The organism is Pseudomonas sp. LBUM1673 (genome assembly GCF_059695645.1).
In genome coordinates this window covers 1,519,051-1,536,418 of the sequence record NZ_CP166780.1, presented here as the reverse complement: position 1 = coordinate 1,536,418, position 17,368 = coordinate 1,519,051, and the positions used below count along the sequence as shown (strand labels likewise).

The window sequence follows — 17,368 nt, the reverse complement described above, 5'->3', positions numbered from 1 at the left end:
CGCTGGATGGTTTTGGGGCCGCTTCGCAGCCCAGCGGGAGCAAGCTCTCATCAAACAAAAGCCAACCCTTTGTTTTTAATGTTTTTTAAGCGACGTCGACCAACCTCATGCCCAGCTTAGTAGCCTTGCGTTGCAAGGCTCTGACCTGGCGATCACGACTTTTAGCCTCATATTCTTCCATGCCTTTTTCCACGTACGGCTGTCCTTTGGTCAGCATGGCATAGATCAACCGAGCCAGTTGATGTGCCGTGGCCTTGATCGCGCATGAGGTATCCATGCGGGCCAGTCGGGCGCGATGACTGGCGCCAATGAAGCTTTTGTCGTTGCGGGCGCTGGAAGCGGCCTGCTTCAGAGCCTGCGCCGCTCGGTTAAACACTTTCGCAACCTGACCGGGTAACGGCTTGCCCCCTGATATTCGGGTGGGAGGTGCCAGGCCCATCCAGGAAGAAAATTGCTGCGGAGTCGGAAAGCGCGACAAATCAGGTCCTATTTCGCTCGCCAGAACCAAAGCGGTTTCAACTCCAATGGTGGGAATAGCGGTCAAATCAACGCCCATGATTTTCCCAAGCGCCTCATGCAGGCTGGCCTGTTCATCTGCCGAACGATGAGGGCTGCGCAGTGCCTTGGTGGGCTGCATGGGCGCATTGTTCAATACGGGAAGTCGATCAAGAGCCTCAACGATGGCCTGATCGCACTCGGTAATTTGCTCTTCCAGAAAATCATGGGCCGCCACTTCCTGAGCCAGGGCATGCAGATGCTCGATCCGCCAGTTACCGTGCAAACTACGGGCAATGGTTTGGTGATCAGCCTTGATACGACCGTCTCGAAAATTGGCTAATACTTGAGGATCGCGCTCGCCGCCGATGATGGCCTTGATAATTTTCATGCCTGTCAGGCCGGCGATATTGCTGATGACAGTGGCTAGTTGAATGTTCATCTGGGTCAGAGCTTTTTGCATGCGATTGATGGTCTTGGCTTGATCGCGAACCTTCATGGCACGCTGGCGAACCAAAGATCGCATCGAGCAAATATCATCAGCCGGCCGGAAAGCGCCTCTGAGTAAGCCGTGGGTCATGAGCTGCCAAATCCACTGGCAATCCAGGACATCAGATTTACGGCCGGTTATCTGGCGTGTAGCCCGGGAATTGACCAAATACACCTCGAAGCCTCTCGAGTCGAGAAGCTCGAAGAGCGGTATCCAGTAAACACCGGTGGCCTCCATCGCCACGACGTTGATTTTCAGCGATTCCAGCCATTCTGCCAGCTTCACCAAATCCTCAGTAAAGGTCGAAAAGCAGCGAACCGGCGTATCGCTTTGGCCGGGGTTGATGCCGACCCAGTGCTCACGGCTACCGATATCGATCCCCGCACAATGAGGATGAATTACTTCAAATCGTTTCTGCTGGTTCTTGCGCGCCATGACAATTCCTCGCAGGATTGAAAGGCGCGCGGGGAACACGGTGGCGAACGGATTCACTCTCTCATACGTGGTCACAGCTTGCTGTGCCTACAACGACTCCACGCCGATACCGTGCAGACCACTCTCCCTCTCGGGTGCGCACACACCAGTGATGGCTACGGTCTCTGCCCCCGCGCGCTCCCCAATCTTAGGTCGGACACTTGTTTGCTGCGCGACAGCGCAGCGTCGAAGACGCGGCGGCCACTCCCTCGCCACAGATTGTATTTGCAGCAACCTATCCCGCAATAAAACTCACCCGCACCTTCAACCCCGCACGCTCGCCATCGTGCAGGCTGATCTGCGCCAGGTGGGCGCGGCAGATTTCGCCGACAATGGCCAATCCCAGCCCCGACCCGGCCACCTGTTGATTGCGCCGGTAAAAGCGCTCGAACACCCGGTCCCGCTCTTCAAGGGGAATCCCCGGGCCATCGTCCTCGACCTCCAGCACCGCCGGAGCCGTGACCCGCAGGATCACATTGCCCCCCGGCGGCGTGTGAGCCAACGCGTTGTCCACCAGATTGCTCAACAGTTCGTTCAATAGCGTCGGCTCGCCGCGCAGCCACACCGGCTCGTCAGCTTCCAGCGCCAGTGCCACGCCACGGGCATGGGCCAGCGGCGCCATGGCCATGCCCAGTTCACGGGCCAACTGACTGAGGTCGAGCAACTGCGCACCGCCCTCGGCGATTGCCCGGGCGCCATTCTCGACCCGTGCCAGCGAGAGCAATTGATTGGCCAGATGGGTCAGGCGATCCGTGCCCTGGGCAGCGGTTTCCAGAGTGCTACGCCAGATTTCGGGTTCGTTCGACCGCAAACCCAGTTCGAGTCGTGCCTTGAGCGCCGCCAATGGCGTACGCAGTTCATGGGCGGCATCAGCGATGAACTGCGCCTGACGCTCGAACTGTCCGCGCAGGCGCTCGGTAAAGTGATTGAGTGCACGCACCAGCGGCCCCAACTCGTGCTGCACTTCCACCAGAGGCAAGGACCGCAAGTCATCGGGCTGACGCTCTTCCACCGCCGTGCGCAAGCGTTCCAGCGGACGCAGCGCCGCACTGACCGCAAACCAGACCATCAGCAGCGCACCGATCGCCAGCATGCCCAAACGCAACAACGTGTCGGCCATCAGGCTGCGAGCCATGCTGACCCGCGCCTCATCGGTTTCCGCCACGCGGATTTCCGCCATGCCGTTCATGTTTGGCTCGCTGACCGCTTTGAGCAGGCTGACCACGCGCACGTTCTGCCCTTGATATTTGGCGTTATAGAAACGCGCCAGCGCGGGGTAATCGTCGGTGCGCGGCGTTCCTGGCGGTGGTGCCGGCAGGTTTTCGTAGCCCGAGATAAGCTTCTGATTGATGTCGTTGACCAGGTAAAAAATCCGCCCGGCGCTGTCGTAGGCGAACGTATCGAGGGCGACGTAAGGCACGTTGGCGCTGAGGCTGCCGTCGCGCTGAGACAGGCCGGCGGCGATGGTCCGGGCCGAGGCCAGCAAGGTCCGGTCATAAGCGGTGTCGGCGGCTTCGCGACCGTTCCAGTACGCGCTCAAACCACTGGCCAGCATCAACACCACCAGCAGCAGCGCGAGGTTCCACAGCAACCGCCAACGCAGGCTGCTGAGCTTATGCATCGCGGCTTTCCAGCAAATAGCCAAGGCCGCGGAACGTCACGATGGCCACCGGTTGGCCGTCGAGTTTCTTGCGCAAGCGGTGAACGTAGATTTCGATGGCATCGGGACTGGCCTCCTCGTCAAGACCGAACACCTGGGCAGCCAGTTGCTCCTTGCTCATCACTCGACCGGGGCGGGCGATCAGGGCTTCGAGCACCGCCTGCTCGCGGGAGGTCAGGGTGAGCAATTCTTCGCCGAGGGTGAAGCGCCGGGTATCCAGATCATAGGCCAGCACGCCACAACGCTGCAGGCGTTCACCGCCGAGCACACTGCGGCGCAGCAAGGCTTTGACCCGGGCTTCGAGCTCGGTCAGCTCGAAGGGTTTGGCCAGATAATCGTCAGCCCCCAGGTTCAGGCCATGGACCCGATCCTTGACGTCGCTGCGGGCGGTCAGCATCAGCACCGGCAGGTTCTTGCCCCGGGCTCGCAGACGCGCCAGCACTTCGAAGCCATCCATGCGCGGCAAGCCGACATCGAGGATCGCCACGGCGTATTCCTCGCTGCTCAAGGCCAGGTCGGCCGCCACGCCGTCGTGCAGCACATCCACGGTCAGCCCGGTGCTCTTGAGTGCCTGGGCGACACTTTCGGCAAGCTGCAGATGGTCTTCGACGAGCAGAACACGCATGGATCTTTACCTCATTCAGGGATGGTCGACGCCACTCTTTGGCGCGGAGTTTACAGCCGCATCCGTCGCTGTGAAGCCCGAAAACCGTGAAAGTCAGCTGAAAGGTTAGCGAAAGGTTGGCCAGTTAGAGTCCAGCCACGGACAGTTTCGACTGCCGTCGCTGTACGAAAAACGCCTCGAAGCGTTTTCGCCAATAAGAACAATAAACGGAGTACGTCACCATGCCGTCCATGCAGCTTCAGGCTTGCCCGCCTGCTCGTTTTTCTCGCCTCAGCCACACCGCCCTAGCCAGTGCCGCCGCCCTCGCCGGCTTTTCGCCGTTGAGCCAGGCTGCCTTCTTCGAAGACAGTACGGCAACCTTCGAAACCCGCAACATGTATTTCAACCGCGACTTTCGCGACGGCACCAGCGCCCAGCAATCCAAGCGGGACGAATGGGCCCAGGGGTTCATGCTCAATCTGCAATCGGGTTACACCGACGGCACCGTGGGGTTCGGTGTCGATGCGCTGGGCATGCTGGGGGTAAAACTCGATTCGAGTCCAGACCGCACCGGCACCGGCCTATTACCGACCCACGACGACGGTCGCGCGGCGGATGAGTATTCCAAGCTCGGCCTGACCGGCAAAGTGAAAGTCTCCGCCACGGAACTGAAAATCGGCAGCCTGATTCCGGAACTGCCGATCCTCAAACCCAACGACGGACGCATTCTGCCGCAGACCTTTGAAGGTGGCCTGCTGACCTCCAAAGAGATCAAGAACCTGACCTTCACCGGCGGGCGTCTGGAGAAAGCCAAGGATCGCGACAGCACCGACTTCGAGGACATCGCGCTCAACAACAAGAACAGCCGTTTCGCCGGCACCGCGGCCGGCAAGCACTTTGACTTTGGCGGCGTGGACTATAAGTTCACCGACAAGATCACCGGCAGCTACCACTTCGCCCAACTCGATGAAGTCTACAACCAGCACTTCCTCGGCGTTGTCGCTTCGCAACCGTTCGGTCCCGGCACGTTCGGCACAGACCTGCGACTGGCCATCAGTGACGACCAGGGCGCGGCCCGGGGCGGCAAGATCGACAACCAATCCCTCAACGGGCTGGTGAGCTATGCCTTGAACGGGCATAAACTCAGCGCCGGCTACCAGCACATGTCCGGCGACAGTGCCTTCCCCTACGTCGATGGCAGCGATCCGTACCTGGTCAACTTCGTACAGATCAATGACTTCGCCGGTGCAGAAGAACGCTCCTGGCAGGCACGTTACGACTATGACTTCTCCAAACTCGGCATTCCTGGCCTGAGCTTCATGAGCCGTTACCTGAGCGGTGACAACATCAAGCTCAAGAACGGTGACGAAGGTAAAGAGTGGGAACGCAACACCGAGATCAAATACGTCGTACAAAGCGGCGCCCTGAAAGACGTCGCCGTACGCCTGCGCAATGCCACCTACCGTTCCAACTACTCCGCTCGCGATGCCGATGAAGTGCGTCTGCTGGTGAGCTATAGCGTTGCCCTTTGGTAAACATCACGTTCAATAACAATAATGAATGCCCGTGGAGACTCAAATGAACTTATCAATGCGTAAAGTTGCTCTCGCCGCCAGCTGTGTGCTGTTTGCCAGCCAATTGATGGCCGAACCGAAACGTCCTGAATGCATCGCCCCGGCCTCGCCAGGCGGCGGTTTCGACCTTACCTGCAAACTGGCGCAAAGCGCGCTGGTCAACGAAAAACTGCTGACCAAACCGATGCGCGTGACCTACATGCCCGGCGGTGTCGGCGCGGTGGCGTACAACGCGGTGGTCGCTCAGCGCCCAGCCGATGCCGGCACGCTGGTGGCATGGTCCAGCGGTTCGCTGCTGAACCTGGCGCAAGGCAAGTTCGGTCGTTTCGATGAAAGCGCGGTGCGCTGGTTGGCCGCCGTTGGCACAAGCTATGGCGCCATCGCGGTAAAAAGCGATTCGCCTTACAAGACGCTGGACGATCTGGTCCAGGCGCTGAAGAAAGATCCGAGCAAAGTGGTGATCGGTTCTGGCGGCACCGTCGGTAGCCAGGACTGGATGCAGACCGCGCTGATCGCCAAGGCGGCCGGGATCAACCCGCGTGACCTGCGTTACGTCGCCCTCGAAGGCGGCGGTGAAATCGCCACCGCCCTGCTCGGCGGCCACATCCAGGTCGGCAGCACCGACATCTCCGACTCCATGCCACACATTCAGAGCGGCGACATGCGCCTGCTGGCGGTGTTCTCCGAGAAGCGTCTGGACGAGCCGGAAATGAAAGACATTCCGACAGCTAAAGAGCAAGGCTACGACATCGTCTGGCCCGTGGTTCGCGGCTTCTACCTCGGGCCAAAAGTCAGCGACGAAGACTACGCCTGGTGGAAAGACGCCTTCGACAAACTGCTGGCCTCCGAGGATTTCGCCAAGTTGCGCGATCAGCGTGAACTGTTCCCGTTCGCCATGACCGGCCCGGAGCTGGACACCTACGTGAAGAAGCAGGTCGCGGACTACAAAGTGCTGGCCAAAGAGTTCGGCCTGATCCAGTGATCGCCTCTGTCTAGCGGCTGCGGCCCCGGTTCTCGGGGTCGTGGCCCAGGAGTTCCCCATGCTCATACAACGCATTTTCGCTTCGGTGCTATTGCTGGCCTGTATCGGTCTGGCGCTAATGGCGTGGCCGTATCAAGCGGCTTTTTCCTACGAACCGGTCGGGCCTCGGGCCTTCCCTCTACTGATGCTTGGCCTGATGGGCCTGGCGTTGCTGTACATGGTGTTTCGACCGGCACCGATCGTGCACAGCGACGATGACCCGAAACTGGACCGCGAGACCCTGATCAAAATCGGCATCTGCGTGCTGCTGTTGCTGGTGTTCGCCGGGACCTTTGAACCCCTTGGTTTCATCGTCGCCAGCATTCTGATCGGTGTCCCGATGGCGCGCCTGTATGGCGGCCGCTGGCTGCCCAGTACAGTGATCATCAGCCTGATGGCTATCGGTCTTTATCTGCTGTTCGACAAGTTGATGGACGTTCCACTGCCGCTGGGCGTGCTCGACGTTCTGGAGAACTGATATGGATACTCTTGGCTACTTGGGTCAGGGCTTCGGCGTCGCGCTGAGCCCGTACAACCTGGTGACCGCGCTGTGCGGCACCCTGATCGGCACCGTCGTCGGGCTGTTGCCGGGGCTGGGGCCGATCAACGGCGTGGCGTTGCTGATTCCGATCGCGTTCGCCCTTGGCCTGCCACCGGAGTCGGCGCTGATCCTGCTGGCGGCGGTGTACCTGGGTTGCGAATACGGCGGCCGGATCAGCTCGATCCTGCTGAACATTCCGGGCGAAGCCTCCACCGTAATGACCACCCTCGACGGTTACCCGATGGCCCGCAAAGGCCTGGCCGGTGTAGCGCTGTCGCTGTCGGCGTGGAGCTCGTTCATCGGTGCATTCATCGCAACTTGCGGCATGGTGCTGTTCGCCCCGCTGCTGGCGAAATGGGCGATTGCCTTCGGCCCGGCGGAATATTTCGTGCTGATGGTGTTTGCGATTGTCTGTCTCGGCGGCATGGCCGGCGACCGACCGCTCAAGACTTTCATTGCGGCCCTGATCGGTCTGTTTCTGTCGAGCGTCGGGATCGACGCCAATAGCGGCGTGTACCGTTTCACCGGGGATAACATTCACCTGACGGACGGCATTCAGTTCGTCGTGCTGGTATTGGGCCTATTCTCTATCAGTGAAATCCTCTTGTTGCTGGAAAAAACCCACCGAGGCCAGGAAGCGGTGAAAGCCACCGGACGCATGATGTTCAACTTCAAGGAAGCCTCGGCGGTGTTCGTAGTGAACATCCGTTGCGGTTTGCTGGGTTTCATCATGGGCGTGTTGCCCGGTGCCGGCGCGACGCTGGCCAGCGCAGTGGCCTACATGACCGAGAAACGTATCGCCGGCGCCAAGGGCACGTTCGGACAAGGCGACATGCGTGGCCTCGCGGCTCCGGAAACCGCCATCGGTGGCGCTGCCTGCGGTGCACTGGTGCCGATGCTGACCCTCGGTGTTCCGGGTTCGGGCACCACGGCGGTGATGATCGGCGCGCTGTCGCTGTACAACATCACTCCAGGCCCGCTGTTGTTCCAGCAGCAACCGGACATCGTCTGGGGCCTGATTGCGTCGTTGTTCGTCGCCAACGTGATGCTGGTGATCCTCAACATTCCGATGATCCGCATCTTTACCCGCATCCTCGCCGTGCCGAACTGGGCGCTGGTGCCGGTGATCGCGATCATCACCGGGATCGGTGTCTACGCGGTGCATGCCACCACGTTCGACCTGTTCCTGATGATCGGCATCGGTATCTTCGGCTACATCCTGCGCAAGCTGGATTTCCCGTTGTCGCCGGTGTTGCTGGGGTTCATCCTTGGCGGTCTGATGGAACAGAACCTGCGTCGCGCACTGTCGATTTCCAACGGTGCGCTGGAAATCCTCTGGTCGAGCCCGATCACGTTCGGCTGCTGGGTACTGACTGCAATCATGTTGCTGATGCCGCTGCTGCGGATCTGGCGCAAACGTTCGGTCGCCCGGCGCGCTATCGCCGATGCCTGATCGCCCCCCCTTCAAAAGCTGGTGGGGAACACCGCTGGTCGGTCTGCTGGGCGGTTACCTCGCCAGCCAGATCGGCTGGCCACTACCGTGGATGGTTGGCTCGTTGCTGGCGATCATCCTGGTGCGCTGCCTGACGCCCTGGCAATTGGCGGAAATCCCTGGCGGGCGCAAGTGCGGCCAGTGGATCGTCGGCATCGGTATCGGTCTGCACTTCACCCCGGTGGTGATGGAGCAGGTGCTGAGCCACTTCGGCCTGATCTTCTTCGGTGCATTGGTCACCAGCCTGTCCGCGGTAGTCGGGGTCTGGTTGATGCGGCGCACCGGGGAAGATCGCGCCACCGCGTTTTTTTCCAGCATGCCCGGCGGCTCCGGGGAGATGGTCAACCTCGGAGCGCGCAACGGCGCGGTGCTCAGCCGTGTCGCGGCGGGGCAGAGTTTGCGGGTGCTGGTGGTGGTGTTGTGTGTGCCGGCGGCGTTCAAATATCTGTTGGGCGACGGTGCGCCAGTTTTGCATCCAACGGCCGTTGACTGGCGCTGGTTGGCCATTCTGTTCCCGGCAGGCGCCCTGCTGGCTTGGGTCTGGGAGCGTCTGCGGCAGCCCAATCCGTGGTTGTTCGGGCCGTTGCTGGTGAGTGCGGCGGTCAGTATCGGTTGGGATCTGCATGTCGGTTTGCCCAACGGCGGTAGCCAGATCGGTCAATGGCTGATCGGCAGTGGACTGGGTTGTCACTTCAACCGGCAGTTTTTCCGGCGGGCGCCTTCATTCATGGGCCGGACCTTGATCGGTACGGTGTTGACCATGTTGATCGCCACCCTGGCGGCGCTAGGGTTGAGTGCACTGACCCATCTGGACCTGCGTTCGTTGACGCTGGGCATGATGCCCGGCGGGATTGCCGAAATGAGCCTGACGGCGGAGACCCTGCAATTGTCGGTGCCGCTGGTGACAGCGATGCAGGTGATGCGATTGTTGTTTGTATTGTTTCTGGCGGAACCGTTGTTTCGGTATTGGAACCGGGAGCCGGATTCTCCCTGATATGAGTCCTGTGGCGAGGGGGCTTGCCCCCGTTCGGCTGCGAAGCAGTCGTAAAATCTGAGGACTTCAGTGTGGCAGGTTTTGGGGCCGCTACGCGACCCAACGGGGGCAAGCCCCCTCGCCACAATCTTCAGACCGACGGCAATCGCCACTCGATCGGCGTCTCGCCATTCTGCTCCAGAAATTTGTTCGCCCGGCTGAAGTGCCCGCATCCGAGGAAGCCGCGATAGGCGGACAACGGTGACGGGTGGACCGAGGTCAGCACCAGATGTTTGGTGGCATCGATGAGTTTCTGCTTGCTCTGGGCATGGGCGCCCCACAGCAGGAACACCAGGTGCGACTGGTGCTCACTGACCACTTCGATAATCCGGTCGGTAAAGAACTGCCAGCCCTTGCCCGCATGAGCGTTGGCACTCGCGCGCTCCACGGTCATCGTGGTGTTGAGCATCAACACGCCCTGCTCTGCCCAACTCTGCAGGTAGCCATGGTTGGGGATGTCGATGTTCAGGTCGCGCTTCAACTCTTTATAGATGTTCACCAGCGACGGCGGCGCCGGAACGCCCGGTTGCACCGAGAAGCACAAGCCATGGGCCTGACCCGGGCCGTGGTAAGGGTCCTGACCGAGAATGACGACCTTGACCTTGTCCAGCGGCGTGGAGTTCAGCGCGTTGAAAATCAACGGTCCCGGCGGATAGATCTCCTTGCCCGCCGCACGCTCCTGTTGCAGGAATGTGCGCAACTCTGCCATGTAGGGCTGGTCGAATTCGGCACGCAGAGCCTCCTTCCAGCTCGGTTCGAGTTTGATACGGTCGTCAGCGGTCATGGTTACATCCAGCAAAAACAATGGGGCGAACCCTAGGAAAGCTGATCACGCTTGTCAATTGATCTGACGCAGATCCGGCACTTTCCTACATTGCGATCATACTAAACGCTCAAATTCCCGATCGAGGTCACGATGAATCTGCACTTCGAAGAACTCACCGGCACCGACGGCGCACGCATTGGCATCGCCAGCCTGGATGCCGAAAAGTCCCTCAACGCCCTCTCCTTGCCGATGATCAACGCCTTGCGCGATCAACTGGACGCCTGGGCCAAGGAACCACAAATCGTTTGCGTGCTGCTGCGCGGCAATGGCCCCAAGGCTTTTTGCGCCGGCGGAGAAGTACGCAGTCTGGTGGAAGCCTGTCGCGACCATCCCGGAGAAGTACCGCCCTTGGCTGCTCACTTCTTTGCGGCAGAATATCGCCTCGACTTCAACCTGCACACCTACCCGAAACCGCTGATCTGCTGGGGTCATGGTTACGTGCTGGGCGGTGGCATGGGGCTGCTGCAAGGGGCGAGCATCCGGATTGTCACACCGAGTAGCCGGTTGGCGATGCCGGAGATCGGCATCGGCTTGTACCCGGATGTCGGCGCCAGTTGGTTTCTGTCGCGGTTGCCCGGCAAGCTCGGATTGTTTCTCGGCCTGACCGGCGCCCAGATGAACGGTCGCGATGCGATCGATCTGGACCTGGCCGACCGCTTCCTGCGCGATGAACAACAGCATGAGCTGATCGAAGGCTTGCTGCAATTGAACTGGCAGGAACAGACAGCCATGCAGCTCAACAGCTTGCTCAAGGCCTTGCAGCAGGAAGCGATCGCACAGATGCCTGAAGCGCAGTGGCTGCCTCGACGCGAGCAGATCGACGAACTGCTGGATGTCAGCGACGTTCGTTGCGCCTGGAAGGCCATCAGTGCGCTGCGCGATCACCCCGATCTGCTACTCAGTCGTGCCGCCAAAACCATGACTGAAGGCTCGCCCCTGACCGCTCATCTGGTGTGGGAACAGATCGATCGCGCCCGGTATCTATCGTTGGCTCAAGTCTTTCAGATGGAATACACCATGAGCCTCAACTGCTGCCGTCATCCGGAGTTCAGCGAAGGCGTGCGAGCGCGGTTGATCGACAAGGACCAGAAACCTCACTGGCACTGGCCGGACATCAACAATGTGCCGGAGGCGGCGGTGGAGGCGCATTTTCGCAAGGTCTGGGAAGGTCGGCACCCTCTGGCCGATCTGTCGGAGTACTGAAATCCAGGCACAAAAAAGCGGCGCATGAAGCGCCAATGCCTGTCAGTCAAGGAACAAAACCTGTGGGAGCGGGCTTGCTCGCGAAGGCGTCGGGTCAGCCAACATCAATGTTGAATGACACACCGCTTTCGCGAGCAAGCCCGCTCCCACATGGATTGCGCTTGACTGACTGGCATTGGCACTTCATGCGCCGCTTGTTATTGAATGATTAACGGTGGCCGTCTCGGCCATTGTGATCGCCGCGACTCTGGTGATCGCCCCTTCCGCCACGGTGATCCCGATCACTGCGGCCTCGATGGTCATCGCCCCGGCCACCGCGGTTCCGGCCGTCCCAGCCGCCGCGGTCATGACGGTCCCATCCACGATTCTGATAGACCCGGTAGTCTGCTCGTGGCGCCGGCTGGTAATAGCGCGGTGCCGATTGATAAACCCGCGGCTGGTGGTAATAACGCGGCGTTGGCTGGTAGTACCGTGCAGGCGGTGAGTAATACCTGCGCGGGGCCGAGTAGTAACGACCATCGGAGTAATAAGACCCGCCACCGGAGTAGTACGGCGCTGGGGACGTGTAGACATCAGAACGGTAGTAGCTGGATCCTCCATCGGAATAGGGCACGCACGCACCAAGAGACAATCCCGATAAAACAATCAGCAGAATTTGGCGGAGCTTTTTTTGACAGAGCATGGCGGCCTCCTGGACCGCGGGTGAGCCATACCAGCGACGCTGGCAGGCGACAGTCAATGATTCGGCGACTGTCGAAATATCAGACAGTGAATTCGGAATCTGGTGCGCTCTTGCAATACGTTGAAACAAGTAGCCGATGAAAGGTTTTTCATCTACCCAGAAGAAAACGGCGCGCTCGTGAGGCCGAGTGCGCCGTCGTATTCATGAGCTGATTAACGGTGCCCGTGATGGTGTCCACCGTGGTAATGACGGGGCCCACTGAAATAATAGTAGCGATAGCCCCCATAAAAACGCGGGCCGCCGTAATAGTAAGGAGAGTAGTAATAGCCAGGGTAGTAATAAGGTGTCGAGTAAACATCGGCACCACCTACGTAGTAATAACAGCCGGACAAGCCCAAACCAAAAAACACACAGATCAGTATTCGGCGGAGCTTTTTTCGACAGAGCATGGCGGCCTCCTGGAAGACCCGCAACAGCAGTCGGCACAGGCCGTGCTGACACCTATTTTGACTTTCAAACCGGTACCGAGTGCCAGACGGCATTGACCTTCAGATCAGCGGGCAACCCGTCCTTCTACGGTGCATAGCCATGCGCCCACGCACCATGACAAGGCAGGGATGCCGCCCCGTTTATCTCCCCCTCCCTTCCACGCCCCCAGCCAGAGGGCTCAAGCCGACTTGGCACGGCTCTCGCTTAACCAAAGGCGTGCAGGAGTCATTAACAGGTTCGCGGCACCACAATTTGCAATGGCTGACTAGGGTTCCGGCTCGCAATCGCGAGTGGCTGGTCCGAGAGTTGGCGACCTCCAGTTGAGGTTACACGGCGGGACAAAAGCCCGGGAGACAAGCCACCGTTCGCGGTGCCGCTGCCTTCCTGTCCGCCCTTGATCAACTGGAGAACCATCCCATGTCCCGACTTCGTTTACCCGCCCTGCTCGCCGCTGCTTTTGCAGCCCTCGTGAGCGTCTCGTCCCAAGCCGCACAGAAAGACCATTTCAGCGTCTGCTGGACTATTTATGCCGGCTGGATGCCCTGGGAATATGCCGGCAGCCAAGGCATCGTCGACAAATGGGCGAAAAAGTACGGCATCAAAATCGATGTGGTGCAGCTCAACGATTACGTCGAATCCATCAACCAGTACACCGCCGGCCAGTTCGACGGCTGCACCATGACCAACATGGATGCGCTGACCATTCCGGCTGCCGGTGGCGTCGACAGCACAGCGCTTATCATCAGCGACTTCTCCAACGGCAACGACGGCATCGTGCTCAAAGGCGAAGGCAAGAAAGTCACCGACCTCAAGGGCATGGATGTCAATCTGGTGGAGCTCTCGGTGTCCCACTATCTATTGGCCCGGGCACTCGATTCGGTGGACCTCACCGAGAAAGACCTGAAAGTGGTCAACACCTCCGATGCCGACATCTCGGCCGCCTTCAACACCGATCAGGTCAACGCTGTCACCACCTGGAACCCGATGCTCTCGGACATCAAGGCCAAGCCCGGCGTGACCGAAGTCTTCAACTCCAGCCAGGTTCCTGGCGAAATCATGGACATGATGGTGGTCAACTCATCGACCCTCAAGGACAACCCGGCCCTTGGCAAAGCGCTGACCGGTGCGTGGTTCGAAGTGGTGGCGTTGATGACCGCCAGGAACGCCGCGAGCACCGCCGCCCTTGAACACATGGCCAAAGCGTCGGGCACTGACCTGGCCGGTTTCCAGGCGCAACTGGACACCACCAAATTGTTCACCACGCCCAAAGAAGCCCTGGCGTTCGCCACCAGCAAACAACTGCCCGACACCATGCGCAAGGTGGCCGAGTTCTCCTTCCAGCACGGCTTGCTGGGTGAAGGCGCCAAGGACACCAGCGCCATCGGCATGGCCTTCGCCAATGGTGTGATCAGCGGCGACAAGACCAACCTCAAGCTGCGCTTCGACCCGAGCTACGTGCAGATGGCTGCCGACTCCAAGTTGTAACAACGGAGGACTGGGCCATGCGCCTGATTAATCGCCACCCGGATCGCCCGAGTCGCCTGCTGTTGGTGATCCTACCGTTCGCCCTGTTGCTGTTCGCCTACTTCATGGGCTCGGCCGATCGGCTGATGGACAACCCCAATGACAAACTGCTGCCCAGTGCCGTGCAGATGACCGACGCGGTGAAACGCCTGGCCTTCACCGCCGACACCCGCACCGGCGAATACCTGCTCTGGCAAGACAGCGCCTCCAGCCTGCGCCGGCTGGCCATCGGCCTCGGCATCAGTGCATTGGCCGGGCTGTGCCTGGGCATCGCCGCCGGTACGCTGCCGCTGTTTGGCGCACCGTTGTCGCCGGTACTCACCGTTCTGTCGATGGTGCCGCCGCTGGCGATCCTGCCGATTCTGTTCATCGTGTTCGGGCTGGGGGAGTTGTCGAAAGTGATGCTGATCGTGATCGGTATCACCCCGTGCCTGGCCCGGGACCTGGAACAGCGCGCCCGGGAGATTCCCGTCGAGTTGCTGATCAAGGCGCAGACGCTTGGCGCCTCGACCTGGACCTTGATGCTGCGCGTGGTGCTGCCGCAATTGTTACCGCGCCTGTTGATCTCGCTGCGACTGATGCTGGGTTCGGCGTGGTTGTTCCTGATCGCTGCCGAAGCCATCGCCTCCACCGACGGTCTCGGCTATCGGATTTTCCTGGTGCGCCGCTACCTGGCGATGGACGTGATCCTGCCGTATGTCGTCTGGATCACCCTGCTTGCCTGGCTGATGGACTGGGGACTCAAGTCCCTGACCCGTCGGGCGTTCCCTTGGTATGAGGGGGCTGCCAAATGAGCTTCATCACGGTAAAAAACGTCTGGCAGCAATACGCCGATCAGGTGGTGCTCGAAGGGCTGAACCTGAACGTCAACGAGGGCGAGTTCTGTACCCTGGTCGGTGCCTCAGGTTGCGGCAAATCGACGTTCCTGCGGCTACTGCTCGGCCAGGAACGGGCCAGTCGCGGCGAGATTCTGTTGGACGGCCAGGCCCTGGCCAGCGAACCGGATGCCAGCCGCGGCGTGGTGTTCCAGCGCTATTCGGTGTTCCCGCACCTGAGCGTGCTGGACAACGTCGCCCTGGGCCTCGAACTACCGCGCTCGCCACTGCTGGGGCGGTTATTGGGCAGCGCTAAAAAAGACGCGCGCGAACAAGCCTCGGCGTTGCTGCACAAAGTCGACCTCGGTCATTCGCTGGACAAGTACCCGGCGCAGCTCTCCGGCGGTATGCAACAACGGCTGGCCATCGCCCAGGCGCTGATCATGAAACCGCGAGTGTTGCTGCTCGACGAACCGTTTGGCGCCCTCGATCCGGGCATCCGCAAAGACATGCACAGCCTGCTGCTGGAGCTGTGGCGCGAGACGCAGCTGACGGTGTTCATGGTCACCCATGACCTGTCCGAAGGTTTCAGCCTCGGCACCCGTTTGCTGGTGTTCGACAAGGTCCGCGTCGACCCGCACGCCCCCGGCGCCTATGGCGCACGCATCACCTACGACATCCCCTTGAACAGCGACCGCCGCGCCCATCGCGCTGCTGTCGATGCCTTGCCAGCTCAACTGGCAGGCACGCTTCGCATCGCTTAAAGGAATTTACACATGACTGATTCGACCCAATTGTTTGCGCCCTTCGCCGAAGAAATGCTCCCCGGTGGCGGCCATCGTTCCTTTGTATTGAAACGCGGCCAATTGCTGCGCCTGACCGACCTGCGCGGCGGTGCCAATGTCAGCCTGACATTGCTCAACGCCGATGAAAAAACCGAACGCCTGAACCTGCCCGACAGCCTCAAATGCCAGCACACCGCCAAGCTCACCGCTGGCCATTGCCTGTACTCGGACATGGGCCGGGTATTGGCGGCAATCACCGCCGACACGTGCGGCTGGAGCGACAGCCTCGGCGGCGTGCTGTGCGCTGAAGAAGTCGCGCAAAAATACGGCACGGGCCGCTATCAGGAACTGCGCAACGGCTTCTTCCGCAACGGCACCGACAACCTGCTGGTGGAACTGGGCAAGTGGGGGTTGGGCCTGTCCGATCTGCTGATGACCCTCAACCTGTTCAGCCGTGTAAACGTCGATGAGGCTGGCCGTTTCCACTTCGTCGAAGGCAACTCCAAAGCCGGTGATTACATCGAGTTGTACGCACCGATGGACACCCTGGTGGTGCTCACCGCACTGCAACACCCGATGGACCCATCACCTGAATACGCACCAAAACCGCTGAAGCTCAGCTGGATGAACGCCGATGCCAGTGTTGCCGAACACTGCCGCACCTCGCGCCCGGAAAACGAGCGCGGCTTCATCAACACCGACCGTCTGTTCGCCTGAGGATCGCTGCCATGTCACTCGCTACCGCCACCGCTCACAGACAGCCTGAAACCGCGGTCTACCGCGCCACTATCCCCGCCGGCGAACCCTGGCTGATGGAGGTCAAGGCCGGCCAGACCTTGCGCATCCTCGACCTGGAAGGCAATCAGGCGGTCGATACCTTGTTCTACAGCGTTGCCAGCCCGAAGGAGCGCTACGACGTACAACGCACGTTACGTCGGCAGAACAGCGTCTACCTGAGCACCGGCAGCGTGCTTTACTCCAACCTCGGCAAACCGATGCTGACCATCGTCGAAGACACTTGCGGCCGTCATGACACCCTCGGCGGCGCCTGCGCCCAAGAGAGCAACACCGTGCGTTATGCGCTGGAGAAACGCTACATGCACAGCTGCCGCGACAATTACCTGCGCGCCTGCGTCCACGACGGTCGGCTGGGCAAGAGCGACATCGGGCCGAACATCAACTTCTTCATGAACGTGCCGGTGACGGCCGACGGCGGGCTGACGTTCGAAGACGGGATTTCGGCGCCGGGTAAATACGTCGACCTGCGCGCCGAGATGGATGTGATCGTGCTGATCTCCAACTGCCCGCAACTGAACAACCCGTGCAACGCCTACAACCCCACTCCTGCGGAGCTACTGGTATGGAACTGAAACTCGCACGTTTGCGGCGGTGGTTGTTTGCCTTGTGTCAGGCCCGCTCCGGGCAGTGCCTCAAAAAGTAAAAACACCACTAAACCCTGTGGGAGCGGGCTTGCCCGCGAAGGGGCCGTCACATCCAGCATTGATGTCGACTGACACTCCGCTTTCGCGAGCAAGCCCGCTCCCACAAGGGGCACGGTGTTTTGAAGTGAACTGATTCTGCCGCCCGGGACGACCTCGGCGTCTATCGAAAAACTGCGGGACGGCCCGCATCCCAGGTCGAGGCTGATGCGCTATCGCCT

Annotated in this window: 17 protein-coding genes and 1 riboswitch; of the genes, 11 read left to right on the top strand and 6 right to left on the bottom strand. The window is 60.4% G+C overall.

Features of this window, described 5'->3' with window-relative positions; translation table 11 throughout:
- Positions 1–85 precede the first annotated feature (85 nt).
- The 3 genes from ACA044_RS06990 to ACA044_RS06980 form a co-directional block, all read right to left on the bottom strand.
- The gene (locus ACA044_RS06990; protein WP_497444406.1) at positions 86–1,420 is read right to left on the bottom strand and encodes an IS110 family RNA-guided transposase; all 1,335 of its coding nucleotides are present in this window, start codon (positions 1,418–1,420) and stop codon (positions 86–88) included.
- Positions 1,421–1,694: 274 nt separating this feature from the next.
- Complete coding sequence (locus ACA044_RS06985; RefSeq protein ID WP_497445717.1) at positions 1,695–3,080, bottom strand: sensor histidine kinase; 1,386 nt, start codon at positions 3,078–3,080, stop codon at positions 1,695–1,697.
- Positions 3,073–3,744, bottom strand: a complete 672-nt coding sequence (locus tag ACA044_RS06980) for a response regulator (protein ID WP_497445716.1) — start codon at positions 3,742–3,744, stop codon at positions 3,073–3,075. The genes ACA044_RS06985 and ACA044_RS06980 overlap by 8 nt, the downstream gene beginning before the upstream one ends.
- A gap of 221 nt (positions 3,745–3,965) precedes the next feature.
- Between ACA044_RS06980 and ACA044_RS06975 the strand changes: the two genes are divergently transcribed.
- The 5 genes from ACA044_RS06975 to ACA044_RS06955 are packed head-to-tail and all read left to right on the top strand — an operon-like array spanning position 3,966 to position 9,345.
- A complete protein-coding gene (locus ACA044_RS06975) occupies positions 3,966–5,258 on the top strand; it encodes an OprD family porin (RefSeq protein WP_497445715.1) in 1,293 nt (430 codons plus the stop codon).
- Positions 5,259–5,301: 43 nt separating this feature from the next.
- Positions 5,302–6,279: a Bug family tripartite tricarboxylate transporter substrate binding protein gene (locus ACA044_RS06970; RefSeq protein ID WP_497445714.1), complete on the top strand. Its 978-nt coding sequence runs from the start codon at positions 5,302–5,304 to the stop codon at positions 6,277–6,279.
- Positions 6,280–6,337: 58 nt separating this feature from the next.
- The gene (locus ACA044_RS06965) at positions 6,338–6,796 is read left to right on the top strand and encodes a tripartite tricarboxylate transporter TctB family protein (protein WP_497445713.1); all 459 of its coding nucleotides are present in this window, start codon (positions 6,338–6,340) and stop codon (positions 6,794–6,796) included.
- 1 nt (position 6,797) lies between these two features.
- Positions 6,798–8,312, top strand: coding sequence for a tripartite tricarboxylate transporter permease (locus tag ACA044_RS06960; RefSeq protein ID WP_497445712.1), 1,515 nt, complete (start codon positions 6,798–6,800; stop codon positions 8,310–8,312).
- Positions 8,305–9,345, top strand: a complete 1,041-nt coding sequence (locus ACA044_RS06955) for an AbrB family transcriptional regulator (protein WP_497445711.1) — start codon at positions 8,305–8,307, stop codon at positions 9,343–9,345. Before ACA044_RS06960 ends, ACA044_RS06955 begins: the two co-directional genes overlap by 8 nt.
- A gap of 130 nt (positions 9,346–9,475) precedes the next feature.
- Here ACA044_RS06955 and ung read toward each other — a convergent pair whose 3' ends face one another.
- The gene (ung, locus tag ACA044_RS06950; protein ID WP_497445710.1) at positions 9,476–10,168 is read right to left on the bottom strand and encodes a uracil-DNA glycosylase; all 693 of its coding nucleotides are present in this window, start codon (positions 10,166–10,168) and stop codon (positions 9,476–9,478) included.
- A gap of 132 nt (positions 10,169–10,300) precedes the next feature.
- Between ung and dspII the strand changes: the two genes are divergently transcribed.
- Complete coding sequence (gene dspII / locus ACA044_RS06945; protein WP_497445709.1) at positions 10,301–11,413, top strand: enoyl-CoA hydratase/isomerase DspII; 1,113 nt, start codon at positions 10,301–10,303, stop codon at positions 11,411–11,413.
- A gap of 208 nt (positions 11,414–11,621) precedes the next feature.
- On the opposite strand, the gene ACA044_RS06940 is transcribed toward dspII, so the two are convergent.
- Together ACA044_RS06940 and ACA044_RS06935 are read right to left on the bottom strand one after the other, a co-directional pair.
- Positions 11,622–12,095 (bottom strand): hypothetical protein, encoded by a 474-nt coding sequence (locus tag ACA044_RS06940; RefSeq protein ID WP_497445708.1) that lies wholly within the window; start codon positions 12,093–12,095, stop codon positions 11,622–11,624.
- Positions 12,096–12,307: 212 nt separating this feature from the next.
- Complete coding sequence (locus tag ACA044_RS06935) at positions 12,308–12,544, bottom strand: hypothetical protein (protein ID WP_497445707.1); 237 nt, start codon at positions 12,542–12,544, stop codon at positions 12,308–12,310.
- 294 nt (positions 12,545–12,838) lie between these two features.
- Positions 12,839–12,939, top strand: a riboswitch (guanidine-I (ykkC/yxkD leader).
- A 62-nt stretch (positions 12,940–13,001) separates the two neighbouring features.
- On the opposite strand from ACA044_RS06935, the gene ACA044_RS06930 reads away from it, so the two are divergent.
- Genes ACA044_RS06930 through ACA044_RS06910 form a run of 5 tightly spaced genes read left to right on the top strand, consistent with a single transcriptional unit; the run spans position 13,002 to position 17,078 of the window.
- Complete coding sequence (locus ACA044_RS06930) at positions 13,002–14,069, top strand: putative urea ABC transporter substrate-binding protein (RefSeq protein WP_497445706.1); 1,068 nt, start codon at positions 13,002–13,004, stop codon at positions 14,067–14,069.
- Positions 14,070–14,086: 17 nt separating this feature from the next.
- On the top strand, positions 14,087–14,902 hold the full coding sequence (locus tag ACA044_RS06925) for an ABC transporter permease (protein WP_497445705.1): 816 nt from the start codon (positions 14,087–14,089) through the stop codon (positions 14,900–14,902).
- Positions 14,899–15,687, top strand: a complete 789-nt coding sequence (locus ACA044_RS06920) for an ABC transporter ATP-binding protein (protein WP_497445704.1) — start codon at positions 14,899–14,901, stop codon at positions 15,685–15,687. The genes ACA044_RS06925 and ACA044_RS06920 overlap by 4 nt, the downstream gene beginning before the upstream one ends.
- 12 nt (positions 15,688–15,699) lie before the next feature.
- Positions 15,700–16,425 carry an urea amidolyase associated protein UAAP1 gene (locus tag ACA044_RS06915; protein ID WP_497445703.1) on the top strand — a complete coding sequence of 242 codons (726 nt, stop codon included), beginning with the start codon at positions 15,700–15,702 and terminating at the stop codon, positions 16,423–16,425.
- Positions 16,426–16,436: 11 nt separating this feature from the next.
- Positions 16,437–17,078 carry an urea amidolyase associated protein UAAP2 gene (locus ACA044_RS06910; protein ID WP_497445702.1) on the top strand — a complete coding sequence of 214 codons (642 nt, stop codon included), beginning with the start codon at positions 16,437–16,439 and terminating at the stop codon, positions 17,076–17,078.
- Positions 17,079–17,368: the final 290 nt, after the last annotated feature.